This is a genomic window from Microbacterium sp. KKR3/1, from assembly GCF_021272365.1.
Classification (GTDB): domain Bacteria; phylum Actinomycetota; class Actinomycetes; order Actinomycetales; family Microbacteriaceae; genus Microbacterium; species Microbacterium aurugineum.
Map to the genome: position 1 here is coordinate 781,275 of NZ_JAJSDW010000001.1, position 21,250 is coordinate 802,524.

The 21,250-nt window shown below is 67.3% G+C and carries 22 protein-coding genes and 1 pseudogene; 4 read left to right on the top strand and 19 right to left on the bottom strand.

Going from position 1 to position 21,250, the window contains the following annotated elements; translation table 11 throughout:
* Positions 1–43: 43 nt before the first annotated feature.
* Positions 44–841 (top strand): 1-acyl-sn-glycerol-3-phosphate acyltransferase, encoded by a 798-nt coding sequence (locus LVJ59_RS03810; RefSeq protein ID WP_047524516.1) that lies wholly within the window; start codon positions 44–46, stop codon positions 839–841.
* Between the two features lie 15 nt (positions 842–856).
* Here the strand turns inward: LVJ59_RS03810 and LVJ59_RS03815 are convergent, their stop codons facing one another.
* Complete coding sequence (locus LVJ59_RS03815; protein WP_232762053.1) at positions 857–1,351, bottom strand: OsmC family protein; 495 nt, start codon at positions 1,349–1,351, stop codon at positions 857–859.
* A 67-nt stretch (positions 1,352–1,418) separates the two neighbouring features.
* On the opposite strand from LVJ59_RS03815, the gene LVJ59_RS03820 reads away from it, so the two are divergent.
* Complete coding sequence (locus LVJ59_RS03820) at positions 1,419–2,414, top strand: asparaginase (protein ID WP_232762054.1); 996 nt, start codon at positions 1,419–1,421, stop codon at positions 2,412–2,414.
* A 44-nt stretch (positions 2,415–2,458) separates the two neighbouring features.
* On the opposite strand, the gene LVJ59_RS03825 is transcribed toward LVJ59_RS03820, so the two are convergent.
* From LVJ59_RS03825 to prmC, 17 genes and pseudogenes are all read right to left on the bottom strand, one after another.
* On the bottom strand, positions 2,459–5,212 hold the full coding sequence (locus LVJ59_RS03825; RefSeq protein ID WP_232762055.1) for an FtsK/SpoIIIE domain-containing protein: 2,754 nt from the start codon (positions 5,210–5,212) through the stop codon (positions 2,459–2,461).
* A 58-nt stretch (positions 5,213–5,270) separates the two neighbouring features.
* Positions 5,271–6,068, bottom strand: coding sequence for a PP2C family serine/threonine-protein phosphatase (locus LVJ59_RS03830; RefSeq protein ID WP_131492139.1), 798 nt, complete (start codon positions 6,066–6,068; stop codon positions 5,271–5,273).
* Positions 6,069–6,149: 81 nt separating this feature from the next.
* Positions 6,150–7,132: pseudogene (locus LVJ59_RS03835) on the bottom strand (aldo/keto reductase).
* Positions 7,133–7,220: 88 nt separating this feature from the next.
* Positions 7,221–8,012, bottom strand: coding sequence for a large exoprotein (locus LVJ59_RS03840; protein ID WP_232762056.1), 792 nt, complete (start codon positions 8,010–8,012; stop codon positions 7,221–7,223).
* Positions 8,013–8,129: 117 nt separating this feature from the next.
* Positions 8,130–8,876, bottom strand: a complete 747-nt coding sequence (locus LVJ59_RS03845) for a YaaA family protein (protein ID WP_232762057.1) — start codon at positions 8,874–8,876, stop codon at positions 8,130–8,132.
* Between the two features lie 76 nt (positions 8,877–8,952).
* Entirely contained in the window at positions 8,953–9,213 is a 261-nt protein-coding gene (locus tag LVJ59_RS03850; protein WP_046748245.1) for a F0F1 ATP synthase subunit epsilon, read from the bottom strand.
* Between the two features lie 2 nt (positions 9,214–9,215).
* Positions 9,216–10,670, bottom strand: a complete 1,455-nt coding sequence (gene atpD, locus LVJ59_RS03855; RefSeq protein WP_232762058.1) for a F0F1 ATP synthase subunit beta — start codon at positions 10,668–10,670, stop codon at positions 9,216–9,218.
* A 21-nt stretch (positions 10,671–10,691) separates the two neighbouring features.
* Positions 10,692–11,588, bottom strand: coding sequence for a F0F1 ATP synthase subunit gamma (locus LVJ59_RS03860; RefSeq protein WP_047520473.1), 897 nt, complete (start codon positions 11,586–11,588; stop codon positions 10,692–10,694).
* Positions 11,589–11,607: 19 nt separating this feature from the next.
* Positions 11,608–13,248, bottom strand: coding sequence for a F0F1 ATP synthase subunit alpha (gene atpA, locus LVJ59_RS03865; protein WP_047520471.1), 1,641 nt, complete (start codon positions 13,246–13,248; stop codon positions 11,608–11,610).
* A 47-nt stretch (positions 13,249–13,295) separates the two neighbouring features.
* Positions 13,296–14,087 carry a F0F1 ATP synthase subunit delta gene (locus tag LVJ59_RS03870; protein WP_131492143.1) on the bottom strand — a complete coding sequence of 264 codons (792 nt, stop codon included), beginning with the start codon at positions 14,085–14,087 and terminating at the stop codon, positions 13,296–13,298.
* Positions 14,087–14,641: a F0F1 ATP synthase subunit B gene (locus LVJ59_RS03875; protein WP_047520467.1), complete on the bottom strand. Its 555-nt coding sequence runs from the start codon at positions 14,639–14,641 to the stop codon at positions 14,087–14,089. Before LVJ59_RS03875 ends, LVJ59_RS03870 begins: the two co-directional genes overlap by 1 nt.
* Positions 14,642–14,668: 27 nt before the next feature.
* Positions 14,669–14,905 carry an ATP synthase F0 subunit C gene (gene atpE, locus LVJ59_RS03880; protein ID WP_017830994.1) on the bottom strand — a complete coding sequence of 79 codons (237 nt, stop codon included), beginning with the start codon at positions 14,903–14,905 and terminating at the stop codon, positions 14,669–14,671.
* Positions 14,906–14,948: 43 nt separating this feature from the next.
* Positions 14,949–15,641 carry a F0F1 ATP synthase subunit A gene (gene atpB / locus LVJ59_RS03885; RefSeq protein WP_308191495.1) on the bottom strand — a complete coding sequence of 231 codons (693 nt, stop codon included), beginning with the start codon at positions 15,639–15,641 and terminating at the stop codon, positions 14,949–14,951.
* A 237-nt stretch (positions 15,642–15,878) separates the two neighbouring features.
* Positions 15,879–16,397, bottom strand: a complete 519-nt coding sequence (locus LVJ59_RS03890; protein ID WP_047520463.1) for a hypothetical protein — start codon at positions 16,395–16,397, stop codon at positions 15,879–15,881.
* Complete coding sequence (locus LVJ59_RS03895) at positions 16,397–17,566, bottom strand: MraY family glycosyltransferase (protein ID WP_047520461.1); 1,170 nt, start codon at positions 17,564–17,566, stop codon at positions 16,397–16,399. The genes LVJ59_RS03890 and LVJ59_RS03895 overlap by 1 nt, the downstream gene beginning before the upstream one ends.
* Positions 17,563–18,291, bottom strand: a complete 729-nt coding sequence (locus LVJ59_RS03900; protein WP_232762059.1) for an L-threonylcarbamoyladenylate synthase — start codon at positions 18,289–18,291, stop codon at positions 17,563–17,565. The genes LVJ59_RS03895 and LVJ59_RS03900 overlap by 4 nt, the downstream gene beginning before the upstream one ends.
* Before the next feature lie 52 nt (positions 18,292–18,343).
* Positions 18,344–19,204, bottom strand: a complete 861-nt coding sequence (gene prmC, locus LVJ59_RS03905; protein WP_232762060.1) for a peptide chain release factor N(5)-glutamine methyltransferase — start codon at positions 19,202–19,204, stop codon at positions 18,344–18,346.
* A gap of 99 nt (positions 19,205–19,303) precedes the next feature.
* Between prmC and cysK the strand changes: the two genes are divergently transcribed.
* Positions 19,304–20,242, top strand: coding sequence for a cysteine synthase A (gene cysK / locus LVJ59_RS03910; RefSeq protein WP_232762061.1), 939 nt, complete (start codon positions 19,304–19,306; stop codon positions 20,240–20,242).
* Positions 20,243–20,250: 8 nt separating this feature from the next.
* Positions 20,251–20,820, top strand: a complete 570-nt coding sequence (gene epsC, locus LVJ59_RS03915; RefSeq protein WP_232762062.1) for a serine O-acetyltransferase EpsC — start codon at positions 20,251–20,253, stop codon at positions 20,818–20,820.
* 22 nt (positions 20,821–20,842) lie between these two features.
* On the opposite strand, the gene LVJ59_RS03920 is transcribed toward epsC, so the two are convergent.
* A complete protein-coding gene (locus tag LVJ59_RS03920; protein ID WP_232762063.1) occupies positions 20,843–21,250 on the bottom strand; it encodes a phage holin family protein in 408 nt (135 codons plus the stop codon).

Here is a 21,250-nt window from a genome sequence, read left to right on the forward strand (position 1 = left end):
CTTCATTCCCACACGAGCATGGATCCGGGAGTAACCTGCTCTGATGACCTCTGAGCAGTCCGTCGAGCCCGAATCGTCGCCCGCAGAGGGATCCTCGCCCGCTGAGACCGCGAAACCTCGCCATGCCGGCTTCGCGTACACCCTCGGCCGCAGCCTCATCACCCCGCTCGCCCGCCTCGTGTACCGGCCGCGTATCGAAGGTCGCGATCGGGTGCCGCTGACCGGGCCCGTCATCTTCGCGAGCAATCACCTCTCGTTCATCGACTCGATCGCGATCCCCGTCGCCGCGCCCCGTCCGGTGCACTTCCTCGCGAAGTCCGCCTACTTCGAGGGCACCGGCTTCCAAGGCTGGATGAGCAAGACGTTCTTCGAGTCCATCGGAGCCATCCCGGTGCGACGCGGGGCCGGCCAAGCAGCACTGGACGCGCTGGATCTGCAGCGGCAGCTCCTCGATGAGGGCCTCGCGGTGGCGCTGTATCCGGAAGGCACACGCTCCACGGACGGTCGACTCTACAAAGGCCGCACCGGCGTCGCCTTCCTCGCCTTGCAGACGGGCGCGCCCGTCGTCCCGGTCGGGCTGATCGGCACGGACAAGGTGATGCCCGTGGGGGCCAAGGTCCCGACGCTCTCGGAGCGCATCACCGTCCGCTTCGGCGAGCCACTCGATCTGTCGCCGCACGGTCCCGCGACGAGCGGACGGGCGCGCCGCCTCGCCACCGATGAGATCATGGCCGCGATCCACGGATTGTCGGGCCAGGAGCTGGCGGGAGCCTACAACGAGGCACCGGCGCAGAGCACCATCGAGAAGATCAAGCAGGCGCTCCCCCACGAACGTCGCTGACGGTCCGCCGCATCTCTACGCGAGCGCGCTGACCGTCGCCTCGTGGCGCACGGGGAAGTTCATCGAGTTGGCGATGAAGCACCATTGGTTCGCCAACTCGTGCGCCCGCTCTGCGGCTTCGATCATCGACGCCTCCGCGACCACGACATCGGGGCGGAGCATCACCTCCACGAAGGCCCCTCCCCCTTTTCCGTCCTCGCGCATCATCCCGCTGGCGTCGTCGCTGTAGGAGACGACGACCACACCCAGCGTCACGCAGGCGTGCAGGTACGACAACAGGTGGCACTCGGAGAGAGATGCCAGCAGCAGATCTTCCGGATTCCACCGTGCAGGGTCCCCGCGGAACGGTTTGTCGGCGGATGCGAGGAGCTCCGGCTTTCCGCTGACTTCGATGGTCACGTCACGGCGGTAGTCGCGGTAGCCGGAAGTGCCTGTTCCGAGATTGCCGGTCCACGTCGCGGTGAGTGCGTAGTGGTGTTCGCCGAGGGCGCGGGAAGTCGACTGTGCCATGTCGCCAGTCTGCCAGCCGCGTGCGACGGAGGCGGAGCGACCAGGTGTCCGGCGATAGAGTTGACGGGTGCTGGAGACTCTCACCATTCAGGATTCCGTGGAACTCGCCGTCGTCGAGCGGAGCGGTTTCGTCGAATCGCGTCACGTCGGAGCCGCGGTCGTGCTGTCCTCCGACGGTGATGTCATCGCCCGCCACGGCAACGTCGACGCCCTGATCCTCCCTCGTTCGAGTCTCAAGCCCTTGCAGGCCGTCGCCTGCATCACCGCCGGTGCCGTCTTGGAGGGCGAGCAGCTCGCCATCTCCACCGCGAGCCACGTCGGCACCGATCGGCACGCGTCCGTGGTGCGCGACATGCTCACCGAAGGCGGGCTGACCGAAGACCACCTCGGTTGCCCGGCGTCGTGGCCGACCGACTCCGCCAGCCGAGACGAACTCGTCCGCGAGCACGGCGAACCCTCGCGGGTACGGATGCCCTGTTCGGGAAAGCACGCCGCGATGCTGCGCGCCTGCGTGGCGACCGGCTGGCCGACGGACGGTTACCTCGACCCCGCCCATCCTCTCCAGGCGCACATCCGCGACGTCGTCGAGCGCCTGACGGGCGAGAAGGTGGCGCACACGGCGATCGACGGCTGCGGCGCCCCCGTGCACGCGATCACGCTCACGGGCCTGGCGCGTTCGATCCATCGCATCGGCACGGCATCCGACCGTTCGCCTTTCGCCCTCCATCGGGTGGCGGGTTCTCTGGTCCGCGCAGTGCGGGAGAACCCCTGGGCGATCGAGGGCCCTGGTCGGCCCGACACCATCGCGATCGAGAAGCTCGGAGTGTTCGCCAAGTTCGGAGCCGAAGGCATCATGGTGATGGTCGCCCCGAACGGCACGACGGTGGCGCTGAAGGTCCTGGACGGAGCGACCCGCGCAGCGACGATCGTGGCCGCCACGATGCTCGCCCGCTCAGGCGGCCTGAGTGACACCGACGTCGCGACGCTGGCGGAGGCTCTGCCCCTGGGCGTGTCCGGCGGTGGCTCGATCGTCGGGACCATCCGCCCGAGCGCCGCCATCTGAGGCGCGAGCGGTCGGCTCACGGGCTCTCGAGGATCCGCTGGTCCTCACGGCGTCAGCTCCGCGAGGACCACTCGGCGCGGCGGCTCCGCTCCCCGAACGGACCAGGCCCGTCCTGCATGCGACCGTGCAAAGGGCGGGAGTTCGCGGACCCCCGCGAGCTGCCGCAGGTCCGCCGGCTGCTCCGCTCGGATCAGGACCTCTCCTTCGGCGCGGATGCGCTGCCACGACGACCAGTTGCGTTGCCAAGTCTCGGCATCGGCGACCAGGATGCGGTGACCGTTCGGCAGGGTCGGCTCTGCACCGACGAGAACCACTTCGAAGCCGGCGTGCGCATCGCGTAACCGCGACGCTGTCGCCCTCGCGCCGGCGCTGACGATCGCGGTGACGGCACATGACGGCGACCACGTCGTCATCGCGGGCGGCTCGATCGGCTCGCCGACGCCGTCGTGGTCGTCGTCGACCCAGGCGAGCTGGACCTCCCGGTCACCGATCCACGCGCGCCCGGGACTGCGGTCGCGGAAGAATGCGGATGCCTCACCTCCGGCCGCGAGGTGCTCGACCCGAGTCGCCATGCGCAGGAGCGCGCGGCGCGGAAGTGCATCGAGGACGCGTCCCACCGCTCCCGTCGATCGGCCGGCGGTCACGGCGAAAGTCGTCCCCGTGCCGGAGCGCAGCAGATGTTCCCAGCGTTGGGCGAACTGCTGGCCGTAGTCCGGCGGGAAGCCCGCGACGAGCGCGTCGAGGTCGTCGCAGAGCACGAGAGCGGGGACCCGCTCCTCTCCCGAGCACCATGCGTCGACGAGATCCCATGCGCCCTCGAGGTCCCGCGGCACCCAGACGGTGTCTGTGCCGGTGCGCTGCGCCGCGAGAACTCGCAGGGCAGTTGTGCGTCCCGATCCCGACGCCCCGAGGAGCACCAGCCCCCGCTCCTGCCCGCAGTGCAACGTCTCCAGCGGTTGCATCTGCTGCGTCGGTTCGTCTGCCCGGCCGAGGATCACCGCGTCACCCGACGCGCGGTCAGGCGCCGTGAGCAGATCGCCGAGCGGAAGCCGCGAGGGAAGCGCCGGAAGCCACGGGCTGCGTGGTGACGCGGTCTCCGCCCAGCGCAATCCGATGCCTCGCAACTCGGCGGCTCCAGTGAGCGCGACCCGCACGGCGATCGGTTCCGAGTCTGCGGGTCGCCGAACGAGCCCGACCCCGCGGGAAGCAGCGCCTCCGGGAATCTCGGCCGCAGCATCGGTGCCGATCATCGCCCTGCTGTCGGCCGAGTCCCCCACCCGCAGACTGATGCGAAGCGGACAATTGGCGGCGAGTGCGTCTCGCACCACACCGGTCGCACGCTGCGTACCGAGGATGAGATGCATGCCCAAAGCGCGTCCTCGGGCCGCCACATCGATGAACACCGCCCCGAGATCAGGATGCTCGGCCAACAACGCCGCGAACTCGTCCACGACGATGACCATCCGCGAAATCCCGACCTCACGCACATCCCGGGCCCCTGCGGCCGCCAAGAGCGCCTCGCGCCGACGGAGCTCCGCTGTGAGGCTCGAGACGCCGCGCCGTGCGCCTTCCTCATCGAGGTCCGTGATCACCGCCGCGACCTGTCGCAGCGCCCTCAGCGGCTCGAAGGCCGTGCCACCCTTGAAGTCAGCCAGGAGGAAGGTGACCCTGTCGGGGCCGTGATGCGCAGCGATCGCGGTGACCCAGCTGACGAGCAACTCGCTCTTGCCCGTCCCCGTCGTGCCGGTGACGATGGCATGCGGCCCGTCCTCGACGATGTCGAGCATGACATCGCCGTACGCGCTCCGTCCGATCGCCGCGGGCAGACCTTCGCCGGCGGGTGGCTGTTCCAGCTCGCGCAAGGAGACCACGTCCGGGAGCACGTCGGCGCCGTCGCTCCGCGCTGCGTGTTCTTCGGCGACCTGACCCACTTGGGCGAGCGACAGGCACTCGACCGCAAGCGTCGACGTCCCGTTCGGCGTACGGAGGTTCGCCCGTCCCGGCTCGATGACGTCGATCACGGTGGTGATCCCCTCGGGTACCTCGGCATCGGCGGGGACGAGCCAGATCAGTGCATCCGCCTCCACGCGACCGCAATCAGGCGTCCCGACACCGAGGCGAAAGCCGCTTCGACGCGAACGTCGCGCATGCGGCAGCGCGGCGAGGCCGCAATCGTCGAGAGCGGTGCCCACCAACGACAGCTGTGCGGCACCGAAACGCAGACCGAGCTGCACCACCAATGCCCGCGCGACGGCGAAGATCACCGGTCGCGCCCCGCGTATGCAGACGCCCCCACCCAGCCGGACCACGATCGGCGCGTCTTCGAGGACGCCGGAACGTTGACGGAACTCGCGGCCACGGCTGTCGTCTCCCCCGCTGCAACGGACCCCGCTCGCGACGCTGCCGGTGCCCACGACGAGGGAGGTCTCCGCATCGGGAGGCTGTGCCCCGCGGAGGGGCGGCTGCGTGAGGCAGACGGAAGCGTCGGGCAGACGGAGCCACAGCGCTTCACGCTCAGCCCGATGGCGGCGGATCAGGTCTGCGTCGGCCGCGGCCCAGTTCCGCTCCGCATCAGCCTCACTCTGCCGACGTTCGCGGCGGCGGTTTCGTGCCGCATCGAGGAACGATGCCGCCATCATCAGCGGGCCCAGTGCCGCGAAGCAGAGCGCGAACAGCGAACCGGTGATCAGCCACATCGCCACACCCCCGACCACCGGGACGACGGCCGCCAGAAACGGCATCGGAGCGCGGCGAGAGGCCGCGGGGGTCGCAGGGAGAACGATCGGAAGAGATTCCATGCCACCCAGTGGACCGCACGGGCGTCAGAGGAACGGCGCTCTCCACAGCGCTGAGCGACTATTCCGAGGTGTCTTCGGGTGGGGAGGAGGAGTCGTTGTCGTCCTCGATCTGGACGATGATGAGCGTCACGTTGTCACGCCCACCGTTCTCCAAGGCGGCCGCGAGCATGGCATCGACGCCTGCCGCTGGATCGCTGTTGGCCCGGAGGAAGTGCTGGATCCCGTAGTCGGTGAGCTCTTTCGTGAGCCCGTCGGAGCAGATCACGAACCGATCCCCCGCGCGCACGTCCACGGTGACGTAGTCCGGTGCGGTGAGTTCGCTGGCCCCCACCGCCCGTGTGATCACGTTGCTGTACGGATGCCCTTCCGCCTCCTCGGGGCTGAGCTTGCCTGCCGCGATCAGCTCCTGGACCACGGAGTGATCCGTCGTCACCTGCACGAGCCGGTCATCGCGGAGCAGATACACCCGCGAGTCCCCGATGTTCAACGCCACCCAGTGCGCATCTTCGCCGTCACCGACCAGGAAGACACCCGTGAGCGTCGTCCCGGTGCCTTCGTCAGTCGTCTCCGGGTGGTCGGCGATGTCAGCCACGGCCAACTCAAGTGCTTTCTCGATCGCAGGCCCGTTGACCTCACCGGCAGCGACCACGGCTTGGAGCCGCGCGACGGTGCTGCTGCTCGCGATCTCGCCGCCGGCATGGCCCCCCATGCCGTCCGCGACGATGAAGAGCGGGTACTCGGCGAGGAACGCGTCCTGATTGATCTCGCGGCGGCGACCGAGGTCGGTGGCCCCTGCCCAGGACAGCAGCAGAGGGCGCTGCGCAACCGTGACGCGATGCGTCTTCGTCTCAGCCACGTACTGCCTCCGATGGGCCTGCGACGGATCGGGCGACCGCAGGATACTCACACATCGTAGTAGAACTCCCCCGCACTGCGATCACACTCGTGCACCCGGGTCAGCGGGGAGCGGGAACAGACGGTCGATGGTCTCGAGGTCGGCAGCGTCCGGACGCCAGGCATCACCCGCTGCCGCGTTGGCTTCGACCTGCTCCGCCGATGTCGCTCCGGCGATGACACTGGAGACCGCCGGGTGCGCGAGGAGCCACCCGAAAGCCGCCTGCAGCATCGTGATGCCGCGTTCGTCGCAGAACCGCCGGAAGTCCTCGAGCGCCTCCCACGGAGCGTTCTCCCAGACATGCCTTCGTGCGGACATGATCCTGCTCGACGCGGGCCCACCGTCACGCGTGAACTTTCCGGTGAGGAGACCGTTGTGCAGCGGGAAGTAGGGGAAGAAACCCAACTGGTACCGCTCGACGGCGGGGAGGACTTCGCGCTCGGCGGCACGCGCCAGCAGCGAAAAGTGGTTCTGCGCGGAGATGAACCGTCCGGAGGAACGCGCACGGGTCGTGAACTCCGCCTCGGCGATCTCCCATCCGCGAAAGTTCGAGTGCCCGAAGTAGCGGATCTTCCCTTCGCGCACGAGTTCGTCGAGCGCGTCGGTGGTTTCCGCGATCGGCGTCTCCGGGTCAGGCAGGTGCAGTTGGTAGAGATCGATCCAGTCGGTGCGCAGGCGACGCAGCGACTCCTCGACGGCGCGGCGGATGTACCGACGGGAGCCGCGGGCGGCGGGGAACGCGTACCCCATGTCCCGCTCGTGGCCGAACTTGGTCGCGAGCACGACGCGATCGCGCCGCCCTTCGAGCGCTTCGCCCATCAGCGTCTCGCTCGCGCCGGCCACCGCACCATACATGTCGGCCGTGTCGAAGAACGTGATGCCGTCGCGAGCGCCGCGTCGATCACCTCTCGGGTTCCGGCAAGGGTCTCGGTGGCCGTGCCCGCGCGCCCGAAGTTGTTGCAGCCGAGGCCGGTCGCGGAGACGAGAAGACCGGATGCGCCGACTCGGCGCTGCGTCAAGACCATGTCTCCACGTTAGCGTCCGCTCGGGCCCGGAGACGATCGCACACAGCACAGAGCCCCCGACCGAAGTCGGGGGCTCTGTGTCAGACGGTCACGCCGGAGGCTGCGTGGGATCGTTCGGCGATGCGGGCGGAGCCGCAGGAGGTGCCGGCGGAGCTGCGGGCGGTGCGGGCGGAGCTGCGGGCGGTGCCGGCGGAGCTGCCGGCGGTGCCGCGGGAGGTGCCGGAGGCGTCGTCGGGGGAACCGGGGGAACCGGGGCTCCGGTCGCGGGCGCCGCAGGGCCTGCCGGCGGTGCGTACCCGGGCTGGGCCGGCGGCACATAGCCCGGCTGCGCGGGCGGAGCGTACCCCTGCGGCGCACCGTAGCCAGGCTGCGGGGCTGCAGCGGCAGGCTGGACGGGCACGCCGTTCCAGACCGTCCGGTCGCCGAGGAAGCCGTTCGAAGCCCACGATGCCGGCTGGATGTTCGGGTTCCAGCGAGACTTGTCGAACGCGTTGATACCGAGCCACACGATGCTCAGGAACACGTAGAGGACGACCCAGACGGCGTCCTTCTGAAGCTTGAGGCCGATGCGCCAGGCCGCGATCGCGGAGAAGACTCCGAGAGCGAGCGAGAACGCGTAGCCGATGCCGATCCAGCTGAGCAGCGCGGCACCAGCGATTCCGTAGAGGACGAGCCACGGGCTCAGGTCACCGAGCTTGAAGAAGATCATCGCGTTGTAGACGGGAACCCACGCACGCCACTTGCCTTCGACACCTGCTTTGTCGAAGATCTTCATCAAGAAGAGAGAGCCCAGCACGTATCCGGCAAGACCGATGATGACGCTGAAGATGACGATGCCGAAAACTACGGCGAGGTATCCCGAGTCGTAATAGGAGTCCATGATCCCCTCCGGATCTGAATTTACGGACGCGATTGACGCCGCGACACCACACTAGCGGTGCGCGCGATCCCCGGGCAACGAGGTCTGCGGAAGCGCGTCAGCGCCCGAAAGCGCCCGCTAGTCCGCGACGACGAGTTCGATGGTGCCCCGGTGATCGGTGTCGCGGAGCGTGATCCCCCGCGACTGCGCCCACGTCCGGAAGCCACGAAGAGAGGTGCTTCGGGGCGGATCCTCGGCGAGGGCGCGGACGAGCAGCCCCTTCGACTTCTTGTTGAAGTGGTTCAATGCCCTGCCGTGCTCGGTCACGACCCGCACGTACGCCGACGGCACGCTGTCCGGAACCGGCCCCAGAGCGACATACGCCTCGCTGCGAAGATCGAGCACGAACGACGCAGCGGTATCCACGAACGCCGCAGAGGTCGCATCGGCCCAATGGCGCCGCAGCGCGGGAAGGCCGGGGAGCGACGTTCCTGCAGCGAGACGATAGGTCGGTATCGGATCGAGAGCGCCGACCGGACCGAACGGTGCGCTGTGGATCCAGACATGGTCGCCCAACCACCGGCGGGACGCCGTCGAGAGAGACGGGGCGTCGAGCGCGTCGAACAGGACGCCCGTGTACCGATCGACGGCAGGCATCGTCGGTGCCGTCCACAGTCGCCGGTTGTGGGCGATATCACCGGCCTGACGCTCACTCAGCTTCAGCACACGCCGCGACTCCTGCTCGTCGGCTGCGAGGTCGACGAGCGCATCCAGCACGGCGGCGCGGTGCGTGGCCAGACCGGGCAGCGCGAGCAACGGCAGGTCGAGCGGGACGTCGACGCCCCCTTCGCGCTTCGTCTCGGACGGAGGGAGCAGGATCTTCATGAAACCTCGGTGGATGCAGACGCGTCCGCCTCGGGACCCGAGCGGGTACCGAGGCGGACGCGTCGAAAGGAGAAAGCTAGGCGATGAGAGCCGCGTTGCCGGCCACGATCGTCAGGGTGTCGCCCTCCATCGAGAGGAAGCCGTCCTGCGCGTTGGCCAGCACCTTGGTGCCATCCGACTGCGTGATGCGAACCTGACCCTCGGCGAGGATGGCCAGCACCGGCTCGTGGCCGCTCATGAAGCCGATCTCACCCTCGACGGTCTTGGCGACGACGAGGCTCGCCTCTCCCGTCCAGACCTCCGCATCCGCGGAGACGAGGCTGACATGCAGCGCCATGGTCAGCCGTTCTCCTTCTGGATCTTCGCCCACTGCTCTTCGACGTCGGAGATACCACCGACGTTGAAGAAGGCCTGCTCGGCGACGTGGTCGAAGTCACCGCGGGTGATCGCATCGAACGACTCGATGGTCTCCTTGAGCGGGACGGTCGAACCCTCGACACCCGTGAACTTCTTGGCCATGTAGGTGTTCTGCGAGAGGAACTGCTGGATACGACGTGCGCGCGACACGACGATCTTGTCTTCCTCGGAGAGCTCGTCGACACCGAGGATCGCGATGATCTCCTGCAGCTCCTTGTTCTTCTGGAGGATCTGCTTGACGGTCGTCGCGACGCGGTAGTGGTCCTCGCCCAAGTAGCGGGGGTCCATGATGCGCGACGTCGAGGTCAGCGGGTCGATGGCGGGGTACAGACCCTTCGAGGCGATCTCACGAGACAGCTCGGTCGTGGCGTCGAGGTGGGCGAAGGTGGTCGCCGGAGCCGGGTCGGTGTAGTCATCGGCCGGCACGTAGATCGCCTGCAGCGAGGTGATCGAGTGACCACGCGTCGAGGTGATGCGCTCCTGGAGCACGCCCATCTCATCGGCGAGGTTCGGCTGGTAACCCACGGCCGAGGGCATGCGGCCCAGCAGCGTCGAGACCTCGGAACCGGCCTGCGTGAAGCGGAAGATGTTGTCGATGAAGAGCAGCACGTCCTGCTTCTGCACGTCACGGAAGTACTCCGCCATCGTCAGAGCCGACAGCGCGACGCGCAGACGCGTCCCCGGCGGCTCGTCCATCTGGCCGAAGACGAGGGCGGTCTTGTCGAAGACGCCCGCCTCCTCCATCTCGTGGATCAGGTCGTTACCCTCACGGGTACGCTCACCGACACCGGCGAACACCGACACACCACCGTGGTCCTGCGCGACGCGCTGGATCATCTCCTGGATGAGCACGGTCTTGCCGACACCGGCACCACCGAACAGGCCGATCTTTCCACCGAGCACATACGGCGTGAGGAGGTCGATCGACTTGATGCCGGTCTCGAACATCTGAGTCTTGGACTCGAGCTGGTCGAAGTTCGGAGCCTGGCGGTGGATGGGCCAGCGCTCGGTGACCTCGAAGGTCTCGCCGGGCTCGAGGTTCAGCACCTCGCCGATGACGTTGAAGACCTTGCCCTTGGTCACGTCACCGACGGGAACCGAGATGGCCTCACCGGTGTCGCGAACCTCCTGACCGCGGACGATACCGTCGGTCGGGTTCAGGGCGATGGCGCGGACGAGGTCGTCGCCGAGGTGCTGAGCGACCTCGAGCGTGATCTCGGTGGACTCTTCGCCCATCTCGATCGTCGTCTTCAGGGCGTTGTAGATGTCGGGGATCGAGTCGTGCGGGAACTCGATGTCGACAACCGGACCGTTGACGCGTGCGACGCGCCCGACGACCGCGGTCGCCGGCTGGTCAGCCGGAGCGGTGAGGGTCATTTTCGTCTCTTTCCTGATGGTCTATTTGCTCGAGAGGGCGTCGGCGCCGCCGACGATCTCCGCGATCTGCTGCGTGATCTCCGCCTGGCGCGCATTGTTGCGCAGACGGGTGTAGTCGGTGATGAGCTTGTCGGCGTTGTCGCTGGCCGACTTCATCGCCTTCTGCGTCGCTGCCTGCTTCGCGGCGGACGACTGGAGAAGTGCGTTGAAGACGCGGCTCTGGATGTACACCGGCAGGATGGCGTCGAGGACGGTCTCGGCATCCGGCTCGAACTCGTACAGCGGGTAAACGGTGTTGCCCGCCTCCGACTCATCGGCTTCCGTGATCTCCAGCGGGAGCAGACGCACGGACTCCGGCGACTGCGTCATCATGCTGACGAAACGGTTGTACACGAGGTGGATCTCGTCGACGCCGCCGTCCTGTCCCCCGCGGGCGAAGGCTTCGAGCAGCGAGGCGGAGATCTCCTCGGCGGTGTGGAACGACGGGGTGTCGGTGTCACCGGTCCACTCCGCAGCGGCCGCGAGGCGTCGGAACTGGAAGTATCCGACCGCCTTGCGTCCGATGAGGTAGAAGACCGGCTCCTTGCCCTGCTCGCGCAGGAGCTCCGCGACCTCGAGACCCTCACGGAGGATCTGCGAGTTGAAGGCTCCTGCGAGACCGCGGTCCGAGGAGAAGATCACGACCGCGGAGCGGGTGATGTTCTCGGACTCGCGGGTCAGCGGGTGATCCACGTTCGAGTGCGTCGCGACGGCCGATACGGCCCTCGTCACGGCTCGCGCGAAGGGGGTGGACGCTTTGACGCGTGCCATCGCCTTCTGGATGCGCGAAGCCGCGATGAGTTCCATCGCCTTCGTGATCTTCTTGGTCGTCTGAGCAGAAGAGATCTTCTGCTTGTAGACCCTGAGTTGAGCGCCCATATGTCAGTACCTCACGCGGTTACGCGCGACGACCCTTGACGATCTTCTCCTGGTTGACGTCCTCAGCCTCGGCCGCAGCGTACTCCTCGTGACCGGGGGCGCCGATGGCGTGACCCTTGCCACCCTGGAATTCCAGGACGAAGGCATCCGTCTGCTTCTCGAGCTCGGCGACCGTGGCGTCATCGAGGACGTTCGTGTCGCGCAGAGTGTCGAGGACCTTGGTGTTGCGACGCAGGTAATCCAGGAGTTCGCGTTCGAAGCGCAGGACGTCTTCGACCTCGATCGTGTCGAGCTTGCCGTTGGTACCGGCCCAGATCGAGACGACCTGCTCTTCGACGGGGTACGGCGAGTACTGCGGCTGCTTGAGCAGCTCGGTCAGACGCGCACCGCGGGAGAGCTGACGACGCGAAGCCGCGTCGAGGTCGGACGCGAACATCGCGAACGCCTCGAGGGAGCGGTACTGCGCGAGCTCCAGCTTCAACGTTCCCGAAACCTTCTTGATCGACTTGACCTGCGCGTCACCACCGACTCGCGAGACCGAGATACCCACGTCGACCGCCGGACGCTGGTTGGCGTTGAAGAGGTCGGACTGGAGGAAGATCTGGCCGTCCGTGATGGAGATCACGTTGGTGGGGATGTACGCGGAGACGTCGTTCGCCTTGGTCTCGATGATCGGAAGACCCGTCATGGAACCGGCACCGAGCTCGTCGGAGAGCTTCGCGCAACGCTCGAGCAGACGGGAGTGCAGGTAGAACACGTCACCGGGGTATGCCTCGCGGCCCGGCGGGCGGCGGAGGAGGAGGGAGACGGCTCGGTAGGCCTCGGCCTGCTTGGACAGGTCATCGAAGATGATCAGCACGTGCTTGCCGCCGTACATCCAGTGCTGGCCGATGGCCGAACCGGTGTAGGGCGCGAGGTACTTGAAGCCTGCGGGGTCGGAAGCCGGAGCGGCCACGATCGTGGTGTACTCCAGCGCGCCGGCCTCTTCGAGCGCGCCCTTCACCGAAGCGATGGTCGAACCCTTCTGGCCGATGGCGACGTAGATGCAGCGAACCTGCTTGCTGACGTCGCCCGACTCCCAGTTGGCCTTCTGGTTGATGATCGTGTCGATCGCGATCGCCGTCTTGCCGGTCTGGCGGTCGCCGATGATGAGCTGACGCTGACCACGGCCGACGGGGATCATCGCGTCGATGGCCTTGATGCCGGTCTGCATCGGCTCGTGCACCGACTTGCGCTGCATGACGCCCGGAGCCTGGAGCTCGAGGGCGCGGACGCCCTCGGTCTCGATGGCGCCGAGGCCGTCGATCGGGTTGCCGAGCGGGTCGACCACACGGCCCAGGTAGCCATCGCCGACCGGAACCGAGAGGACCTCTCCGGTGCGGGTGACTTCCTGTCCGGCTTCGACACCGGTGAACTCGCCGAGGACGACGACACCGATCTCGTGCTCGTTGAGGCTCTGCGCGAGGCCCTTGGTACCGTCCGCGAAGATGACGAGCTCGTTCGCCATGACGCCGGGCAGTCCCTCGACGTGCGCGATGCCGTCTGCGGCGTCGATGACGGTGCCGACCTCGGTCGCCCCGGCCCCGGAGGGCTCGTATGCGGCGGCGAAGTCCTTCAGCGCGTCACGGATGACGTCGGGGCTGATCGATAGTTCTGCCATTGTCTTCCCTTTGTATCTGGGTGCGCGGTTCCCCGCGCGAAGTCGTGTTAGCCCGCGAGCTTCTGGCGAAGGTCGGCGAGTCGTGCGGAGATGCTGCCGTCGATGACGTCATCGGCGATCTGCACGCGCAGACCTCCGACGACGGCAGGGTCGATGACGACGTTGAGCGAGACCTGACCGTCGTAGCGACGCGAGAGCGAGTCGCTGAGACGGGTGCGCTGCGCGTCGCTGAGAGGTGCCGCGGTGTGGACCGTGGCGACCACGCGACCGCGCTGACTCGAGACGATGCTCATCGCCCGGTTCAGCAGTCGCCGGATCCGGCGTCCGCGCGGCTCGCGCACGAACGAGGTGATGATCAGCGTCGAGGCGGCGCTCGTGGAGCCCTCGGCCAGGAGACGCTCGATGAGCGCGCTCTTGGCATCTTCTCCGCCGACGCGGCTGCCCAGAGCGAGTTCGAGCTCGGGGTTGGCGGCGATCACCCGGGAGAAGCCGAACAGCTCCCCCTCGATGTCGACGCCCGGCTCCGCGATCGCTGCCGCGCGGATCGCGAGCTCCTCGATACCGTCGACGAGCTCACCCGCGTTCGACCAGCGCTCAGCGACGACGGTCTTCAGAACGTCCTGAGCACCTGCGGAGAACCCGCCGAACACCGCGGTCACGACGTTCTGTCGTGCCACGGCGGGAGCGGAAGGGTCAGCAAGCGCGCCGCTCAGCTGGGACGACTCGCTCACGGCACGCGCGGCAGCCAGCAGCTCCCGTGCGGTGTCGAGAGAGAGGTCCTTCGCTGCGGCAAGCGTCTTGATGGATGCCGCGAGTGCCTGAGTGGTCGCGCTGCCCATTACTGAGCCGCCTTCTCGGATGACTCGAGCTCGGCGAGGAAGCGGTCGACGACGGCCGTCGCACGTGCATCGTCGGAGAGCGTCTCACCGACCACGCCACCGGCGAGGTCGATGGCGAGCGTTCCGACCTCGCTGCGGAGCGAGACGAGAGCGGTCTGCCGCTCGGCCTCGATCTGCGTGTGCGCGGTGGCGGTGATGCGAGCGGCCTCGGAAGCCGCCGCTTCCTTCGCCTCGGCGACGATCTTCTTGCCGTCCTCACGGGCGGCCTCACGGATCTCGCCGGCCTCGGTGCGCGCCTCAGCGAGCTGACGCGTGTACTCCTCGAGCGCAGCTTCAGCCTGCTTCTGAGCCTCGTCGGCCTTCGCGATGTTTCCCTCGATCGCGGCGGACCGCTTGTCGAGCATCGCCGTCAGACGCGGAAGCGCGAACTTCCAGACGACGAAGAGGATGACGATGAACCAGAGGCCCGACCAGATGATGTCGTACCACGCAGGGATGAGAGGGTTGTTCGGCTCACCCTCTGCTGCGAGGTTCGTGACAAGAGCGTTCAGCATCCTGTCTCCTTCAGAAGTCGGTGAGGATTACGGGAAGGGGATGAATGCGACGGCGATGCCGACGAACGCAAGCGCCTCGGTGAAGGCGATACCGATCCACATGAGGACCTGGAGACGACCGGCCAGCTCGGGCTGACGGGCGACACCCTCGATGGTCTTGCCGACGACGATGCCGACGCCGATGGCCGGGCCGATGGCTGCGAGGCCGTAGCCGACCGCTCCGAGGTGACCGTTGATTTCAGCGAGAACCGTAGTAGCGTCCACGGGTTTTTCCTTTCGTTGGGTGGGAAGGCTTATGCCTGCCCGCTCAGTGCTCTTCTGCGACCGCGAGCTGGATGTAGACCGCGGTGAGGACGGTGAAGACGTATGCCTGGAGGACGGCGACCAGAATCTCGAAGAGAGTGAAGGCGCCGCCGAAGGCGAGGGTTCCGACACCGAGCGCGGCCCAGCCGCCGCCTGCGGTGAAGAAGAAGAACTGGGTCGCGGAGAACGCGAGGACCAGGATCATGTGCCCCACGACGAGGTTCATGAGAAGACGCAGCGTCAGCGTGACGGGGCGGAGGATGAACGTCGAGATGAGTTCGATGACCGCGACGATCGGCATGGCTGCGGCCGGCACACCCTGCGGGAACAGGGAGTTCTTGAAGAACTTGAAGCCATGGCGCTTGATGCCGGCGTAGATGAAGGTCACATAGCTGACCACCGCGAGCGTGAGCGGAACCGCGATGATGGCGGTGCCCGGCATATTCAGGAACGGGATGATTCCCGTGATGTTCATGAACAGCACCATGAAGAAGATCGTGGTGAGGATCGGCAGGAACCGATCGCCGTCCTTGCGCCCGAGCATGTCGTGGGCGACGTTGGTGCGGACGAAACCGAGGCCCATCTCCACCAGGCTCTGGAAGCGTCCGGGGACGACCTTCATGCGGCGGGTTCCGAGCCAGAGGATCAGCACCACGGCGATCACCGCGAGCAACTGGACCAGGTGGATCCGGTTCACGGGGACGGGGCCGACGTAGAAGAGGATCTCCGGGAAGAAATCGTCGATCGAAGGGCCGTGGAACTCACCGTCGGAGGCAAGTCGGGGGGTCAGGGTCGCAGCAAGATTAAACAGCGCGGGCTCCAGCTTCGGGGCACCGGTCTAAACCGGGGCGACGATGGTCGGTGTGCTACACAGCGCAAGCGCTCGCGGGCGAGCGGCGGGCACGGTTCAACAGTATCAGAATCTGAGGGGACCCTAAGACCGTGGGGCCTCGTCGACGGGCCCTTCTCCGATGTCGTTGGCCCTTCCGGGGGCACGGTCCTCCGGCACCTCCGTCGGAAGCGATATATCGCTTACGTTCGGCAACCGCATGCGGGTGAGGACGATGACGTCGATCGCGAGCGACATCAGCACGCCGGCGACGATCGAGAGGAAGAAGACCATCGGGTGCAGCCACGGCTGCCCCGCGAGCAGGATCATCGCCACCACGAACAGACCCAGCTTGAGCAGCCACCCCCCGAGGACGATGGCGAAGAACAGCTGCACGTAGATCGGATCGCCGTACCAGCGGTTGGCGATGAGGATGCTGATCCCGGTGATGGCCAGGAAGAGTGCGGCGAGCAGCACGCCCAGCAGTCCGCTGACCAGCCCCTCCCCCTGCGCCACGAGGTAGCCGACGCCACCGGCGATGATCGCGAGCACGGCGGTGGCCACGCCCGATGCGATGAGTGTGCGCCGGAGGATCGGCGTGCTGGAAACGGGGCTCGGGCTCATCAGGACTCCACGGGTGTCGGGTCGGTTTCGGCGGCCGCGGGGTTCTTCCTGCGGCGGGTGGGGCTCAGGGTGACGACGAGGCAGGCGGCGATGCCCACGATGCCGAAGCCGACACCCGGGAGGTACTGTCCCGGCCAGTCCTCTCGCGCACCGACGTACATCAGGAGGACAGCGATCGAGATGACGGCCGTCCACGCGTAGAAGATGAGGACTGCGTCGCGGTCCCGGTGCCCGAGGTCGAGCATCCGGTGATGCAGGTGCTTGCGATCGGGCGAGAACGGCGAACGCCCCGCACTCATGCGACGGAGCACCGCGAGACCGAAGTCGAGCAGCGGCAGCAGGACGACGAGCAGGGGCAGCAGGATCGGCAGGAAGGCACCGACGAGCTGCGAACGTCCGAGACGCTCGGGGTCCAAGGCGGACGGGTCCATCTGTCCGGTGATGGCGATCGCCGAGGTCGCCATCAGCAGCCCGATCACCAAAGCGCCGGAGTCGCCCATGAAGAGCTTCGCCGGGCTCCAGTTCAGCGGGAGGAAGCCCAGGCAGGCGCCGATCAGCACGGCGGCGAGGAAGGTCGACAGATTGAAATAGCTGGAGGCGCCGGAGTCACGCGTGAAGATGTAGGAGTAAGCGAAGAAGACGCCGTTGGAGATGAGGCACACGCCCGCGACGAGGCCATCGAGCCCATCGATGAAGTTCACCGCGTTCATGACGATGACGATCGCGAACATCGTGATCGTGATGCTCAGCCAGCTCGACACCACGATGAGATCGCCGAAGGGCAGGGACAGGATCTGCAGCCCTCCGCCGACCGTGATGAGGCCGGCGGCCAGGAACTGGGCTCCGAGTTTGATCATCCAGTCGATGTCCCAGAGGTCGTCCACGACCCCGATGATCGCGATCAGCAGCGAAGCGCCGAGGATCGACCACATCGTCTGCGGGGGGATCCAGATGCTCTGGAAGAACGGGTTGATGGCGGAGAACCCGAAGGCGGCCGCGATGCCGAGGAAGATCGCCACACCGCCGAGTCGCGGCGTGGGCGTGGTGTGCACATCACGCTCACGGATGCCGGGATACAGCTTGAAGCGAAGGCTCAGTCGCCAGACCGCCCAGGTCAGCGCGAAGGTGATCGCTGCCGTGAGGATGACCGTGGCGAGATACTGCTTCACGAATCCGCGTCCTGCTGCTCCTCCGCGTGCTCGTGCCCCTCGTGCTGCTCCTCCGGCTCGAGGAGGTCACCCAGCACGTCGTGCAGCTGTTCACGCGTCACCGCACCATCGCGGAGGATGCGCACCGTTCCGGAATCCGCATCCGCACCCCGGCGCACGAGGGAAGTGGCATCGACGATCGTGGAGGCGATGCCGTCCTTGCTCAGTCCATCGGCGAGATACACGGCGACGCTGTCGCCCAGCATCTTCTCCGCATCGAGCGCCGAGATCGCCGCGGCCCGTCCGGTGAGGTTCGCGCTGGACACGGCGAGCGGACCGGTCTCCGCCAGGAGCTCCAAAGCCACGCGGCCTTCCGGCATGCGGACGGCGACGGTCCCCTGAGTCTCGCCGAGGTCCCACACCAGCGAGGGCTGTGCGGGCAGCACGATCGTGAGCCCACCGGGCCAGAACGCCTCCACCAGCCGCTCAACGGGTTCCGGCACGGACTCGGCGAGAGCGGCGAGCGTCTCCTTCGTGCCGATGAGAACGGGCGGCGGCTGATCGCGACCCCTCCCCTTCGCATCGAGGAGCCGCTGCACGGCGGCCGGTGAGAAGGCGTCGGCAGCGACGCCGTAGACGGTATCGGTGGGCATCACGATGAGGTCGCCACGGCCGATCGCCTGGCGCGCATGGCGCATGCCGGCGAGCAGCTGCGATTCGTCGCGGCAGTCGAAGATGGTGGACATGACGGTTCGATTCTATGCGTCGCGGCTATGTCGGATGCTCGGAGGCTGCTGATCAGGGTCTGAGCGCCGTGGTGGTGCGGTCGCGCAGGGTGAGATCGCGATGCGTCGCCGTCGCCCGCCATCCGTCCGCAGCCAGGATGTCGCGGATCGACTCCCCCTGCAGCTCTCCGTGCTCGATGACCAGAAGTCCCCCGGGATGCAGCAGACGCAGCGCGCGGGAGCTGAGCGCCCGCACCACATCGAGGCCGTCCTGTCCCCCGTAGAGCGCCAGCGCGGGATCGAAGAGCCGCACCTCGGGGTCGCGCGGGATCGCCTCATCGGGAACGTACGGCGGATTCGAGATCACGACCGTCGCCGTGCCGTCCAACTCGGGGAAGGCCTCTCTCAGATCGGAGAGCACGAGCGTCAGATTCTCGACCCCCGCGACGTTGCGCCGCGCCCACTCGTGCGCATCCTCGGAGAGTTCCGCAGCGAAGATCCGCGCATGCGGCACCTCGGTCGCCATCGCCAGCGCGATCGCGCCGCTCCCGGTCCCGAGGTCGACGCCGATCGGTGCCGACTCCGGGGAGTTCAGCAGCGCATCGATCGCGTATTGCACGACGGTCTCCGTCTCCGGACGCGGTACGAAGACACCGGGGCCGACGGCCAGTTCGAGGTGGCGGAAGGGCGCCGAGCCCGTGATGTGCTGCAACGGCTCGCGTGTGGCACGGCGGGTCACCAGAGCATCCAGCACCGCCGCCCGCTCCTCGTCGAGGCCGTCTCCGCGGACGATACCGGCCTGCACCTCGCCACGTCGACGGCCGAGGACATGACCCGCGAGCAATTCGGCGTCGACCAGAGGATCCGGGACGCCGGCGTCGGTCAGGCGCTGGGCTGCGGCACGGACGTGCGCCGCCAGAGAGGTGTCGGACATGCCTTCCAGCGTAGAGTGCACGCGCCTGTCACATAGGCGCCGTCCACTCCCCTCTCCCCTAGGCTGGTCCGGCAGCGATCCCGCACAGGAAGGCTCCTCATGCCCGGCATCCATTCCGACATCACGACCGCGTTCGGCAACACGCCGCTCGTTCGTCTGAACCGCGTGACCGAAGGCCTGGGAGCCACCGTGCTCGCCAAGCTCGAGTACTACAACCCCGCGTCCAGCGTGATGGACCGCATCGGCATCGCGATGATCAACGCCGCCGAAGCCTCGGGCGAGCTGAAGCCGGGTGGCACGATCGTCGAGTCGACCAGTGGCAACACGGGCATCGCCCTCGCGATGGTCGGAGCAGCACGCGGCTACCGCGTCATCCTCACGATGCCGGCCTCCATGTCGAAGGAGCGCCGGGTCCTGCTCAAGGCGTTCGGCGCCGAGATCGTGCTCACGGACCCCACCAAGGGCATGAGCGGTGCGATCGAGGAGACGAAGCGCATCGTGGCCGAGACGCCGGGCGCTATCTGGATCCGTCAGTTCGAGAACCCGGCCAACCCGCAGATCCACCGCGAGACCACGGCGCAGGAGATCCTCCGCGACACAGACGGCGCGATCGACATCTTCGTCGCCGGGGTCGGAACCGGCGGAACCGTCACCGGCACCGGCCAGGCCCTCAAGGCCGCGAAGCCCGGTGTGCAGGTCATCGCCGTCGAACCCAAGGACTCCCCCGTCCTCAGCGAAGGACACCCCGGCCCTCACAAGATCCAGGGCATCGGTCCGAACTTCGTCCCGGACGTGCTCGACCGCGACGTGATCGACGAGATCATCACCGCCGAGTTCGACGAGTCCCTGCGCGTCGCCCGCGACCTCGCCGCCACGGAGGGTCTGCTCGTGGGCATGTCCTCCGGGGCCGCCGTGTCCGCGGCGCTGAAGGTGGCGGCCCGCGCCGAGAACGCGGGCAAGACGATCGTCGTGGTGATCCCGGACACCGGTGAGCGCTACCTCTCCACCGCGCTGTTCGAGGACCTGCGCGAAGACTGAGATCTCCGATGGGCATCATCGGGCGAATGCGCGAAGACATCGCGGCAGCCCGTCTCCGTGATCCGGCCGCACGCAGCGCCGTCGAGGTGGCACTCCTGTACCCGGGACTCCACGCGATCTGGGCGCACCGCGTCTCGCACGCGCTCTGGCGACGGCGACTCCGACTGCTCGCGCGCGCCGGATCGCAGCTGTCACGCTGGATGACCGGGATAGAGATCCACCCGGGCGCGAAGATCGGGCGTCGCTTCTTCATCGACCACGGAATGGGCGTGGTCATCGGCGAGACCAGCGAGATCGGTGACGACGTGATGCTCTATCACGGCGTCACCCTCGGCGGACGGACGCGCACCGCAGGGAAACGCCATCCGACTCTCGAGGACGGCGTGGCCGTGGGCGCCGGCGCGAAGATCCTCGGCCCCGTGAGAATCGGGGCCGGCTCCGTGGTCGGCGCGAACGCCGTGGTGACGCGCGATGCGCCCGCCGACAGCGTGTTGGTCGGCATTCCCGCGAAACCACGACAGCGCAACGCCGGTGAGGACACCCGCGCGCTGCTCACCGCTCCGGACTACGCGATCTGAGCGTCGGGCGTCGCTGCACGACTCAGCTTCGTGCGCCCTTGACGGCCTCGACCTTCTTGCGCAGGAAGATCAGCGGCAGCAGGACGCTGCCCAGCGCGGTGATCAACCACACGATCACCGATCCGAGAAGCCAGCCGGTGAGATCGGTGATGCGGAGTCCGCCGATGGGAAGCAGCACCACGATGATCAGCGAGATCAGGGTCGAGAAGATGCCGATGCCGCCCATGAGCACGGGCGCGTAGCGATTCGCCATCTTGCCGACCCACGGTGCCAGGACGCTCTGCAGGATCGCGAAGATCAGGATGCAGATGACGAAGCCCCACCACTTGTCCCATTCGATCTGGAACCCTTCGAGAGCGAGATCGGCGACGATCAGGCCGAGGCCGGCCGATATCACGTACATCAGACCGCGGAAAAGGAGTGTGATCAC

Coding starts and splice junctions, on each gene's coding strand:
- LVJ59_RS03845 (WP_232762057.1), bottom strand. CDS start 8,876: ATGAAGATCCTGCTCCCTCCGTCCGAGACGAAGCGCGAAGGGGGCGTC.
- LVJ59_RS03875 (WP_047520467.1), bottom strand. CDS start 14,641: ATGCTGAACGCTCTTGTCACGAACCTCGCAGCAGAGGGTGAGCCGAAC.
- LVJ59_RS03890 (WP_047520463.1), bottom strand. CDS start 16,397: ATGAGCCCGAGCCCCGTTTCCAGCACGCCGATCCTCCGGCGCACACTC.
- LVJ59_RS03870 (WP_131492143.1), bottom strand. CDS start 14,087: ATGGGCAGCGCGACCACTCAGGCACTCGCGGCATCCATCAAGACGCTT.
- prmC (WP_232762060.1), bottom strand. CDS start 19,204: ATGTCCGACACCTCTCTGGCGGCGCACGTCCGTGCCGCAGCCCAGCGC.
- atpA (WP_047520471.1), bottom strand. CDS start 13,248: ATGGCAGAACTATCGATCAGCCCCGACGTCATCCGTGACGCGCTGAAG.
- LVJ59_RS03825 (WP_232762055.1), bottom strand. CDS start 5,212: ATGGAATCTCTTCCGATCGTTCTCCCTGCGACCCCCGCGGCCTCTCGC.
- LVJ59_RS03860 (WP_047520473.1), bottom strand. CDS start 11,588: ATGGGCGCTCAACTCAGGGTCTACAAGCAGAAGATCTCTTCTGCTCAG.
- atpD (WP_232762058.1), bottom strand. CDS start 10,670: ATGACCCTCACCGCTCCGGCTGACCAGCCGGCGACCGCGGTCGTCGGG.
- LVJ59_RS03840 (WP_232762056.1), bottom strand. CDS start 8,012: ATGGACTCCTATTACGACTCGGGATACCTCGCCGTAGTTTTCGGCATC.
- LVJ59_RS03810 (WP_047524516.1), top strand. CDS start 44: ATGACCTCTGAGCAGTCCGTCGAGCCCGAATCGTCGCCCGCAGAGGGA.
- LVJ59_RS03815 (WP_232762053.1), bottom strand. CDS start 1,351: ATGGCACAGTCGACTTCCCGCGCCCTCGGCGAACACCACTACGCACTC.
- epsC (WP_232762062.1), top strand. CDS start 20,251: ATGGGCATCATCGGGCGAATGCGCGAAGACATCGCGGCAGCCCGTCTC.
- cysK (WP_232762061.1), top strand. CDS start 19,304: ATGCCCGGCATCCATTCCGACATCACGACCGCGTTCGGCAACACGCCG.
- LVJ59_RS03900 (WP_232762059.1), bottom strand. CDS start 18,291: ATGTCCACCATCTTCGACTGCCGCGACGAATCGCAGCTGCTCGCCGGC.
- LVJ59_RS03850 (WP_046748245.1), bottom strand. CDS start 9,213: ATGGCGCTGCATGTCAGCCTCGTCTCCGCGGATGCGGAGGTCTGGACG.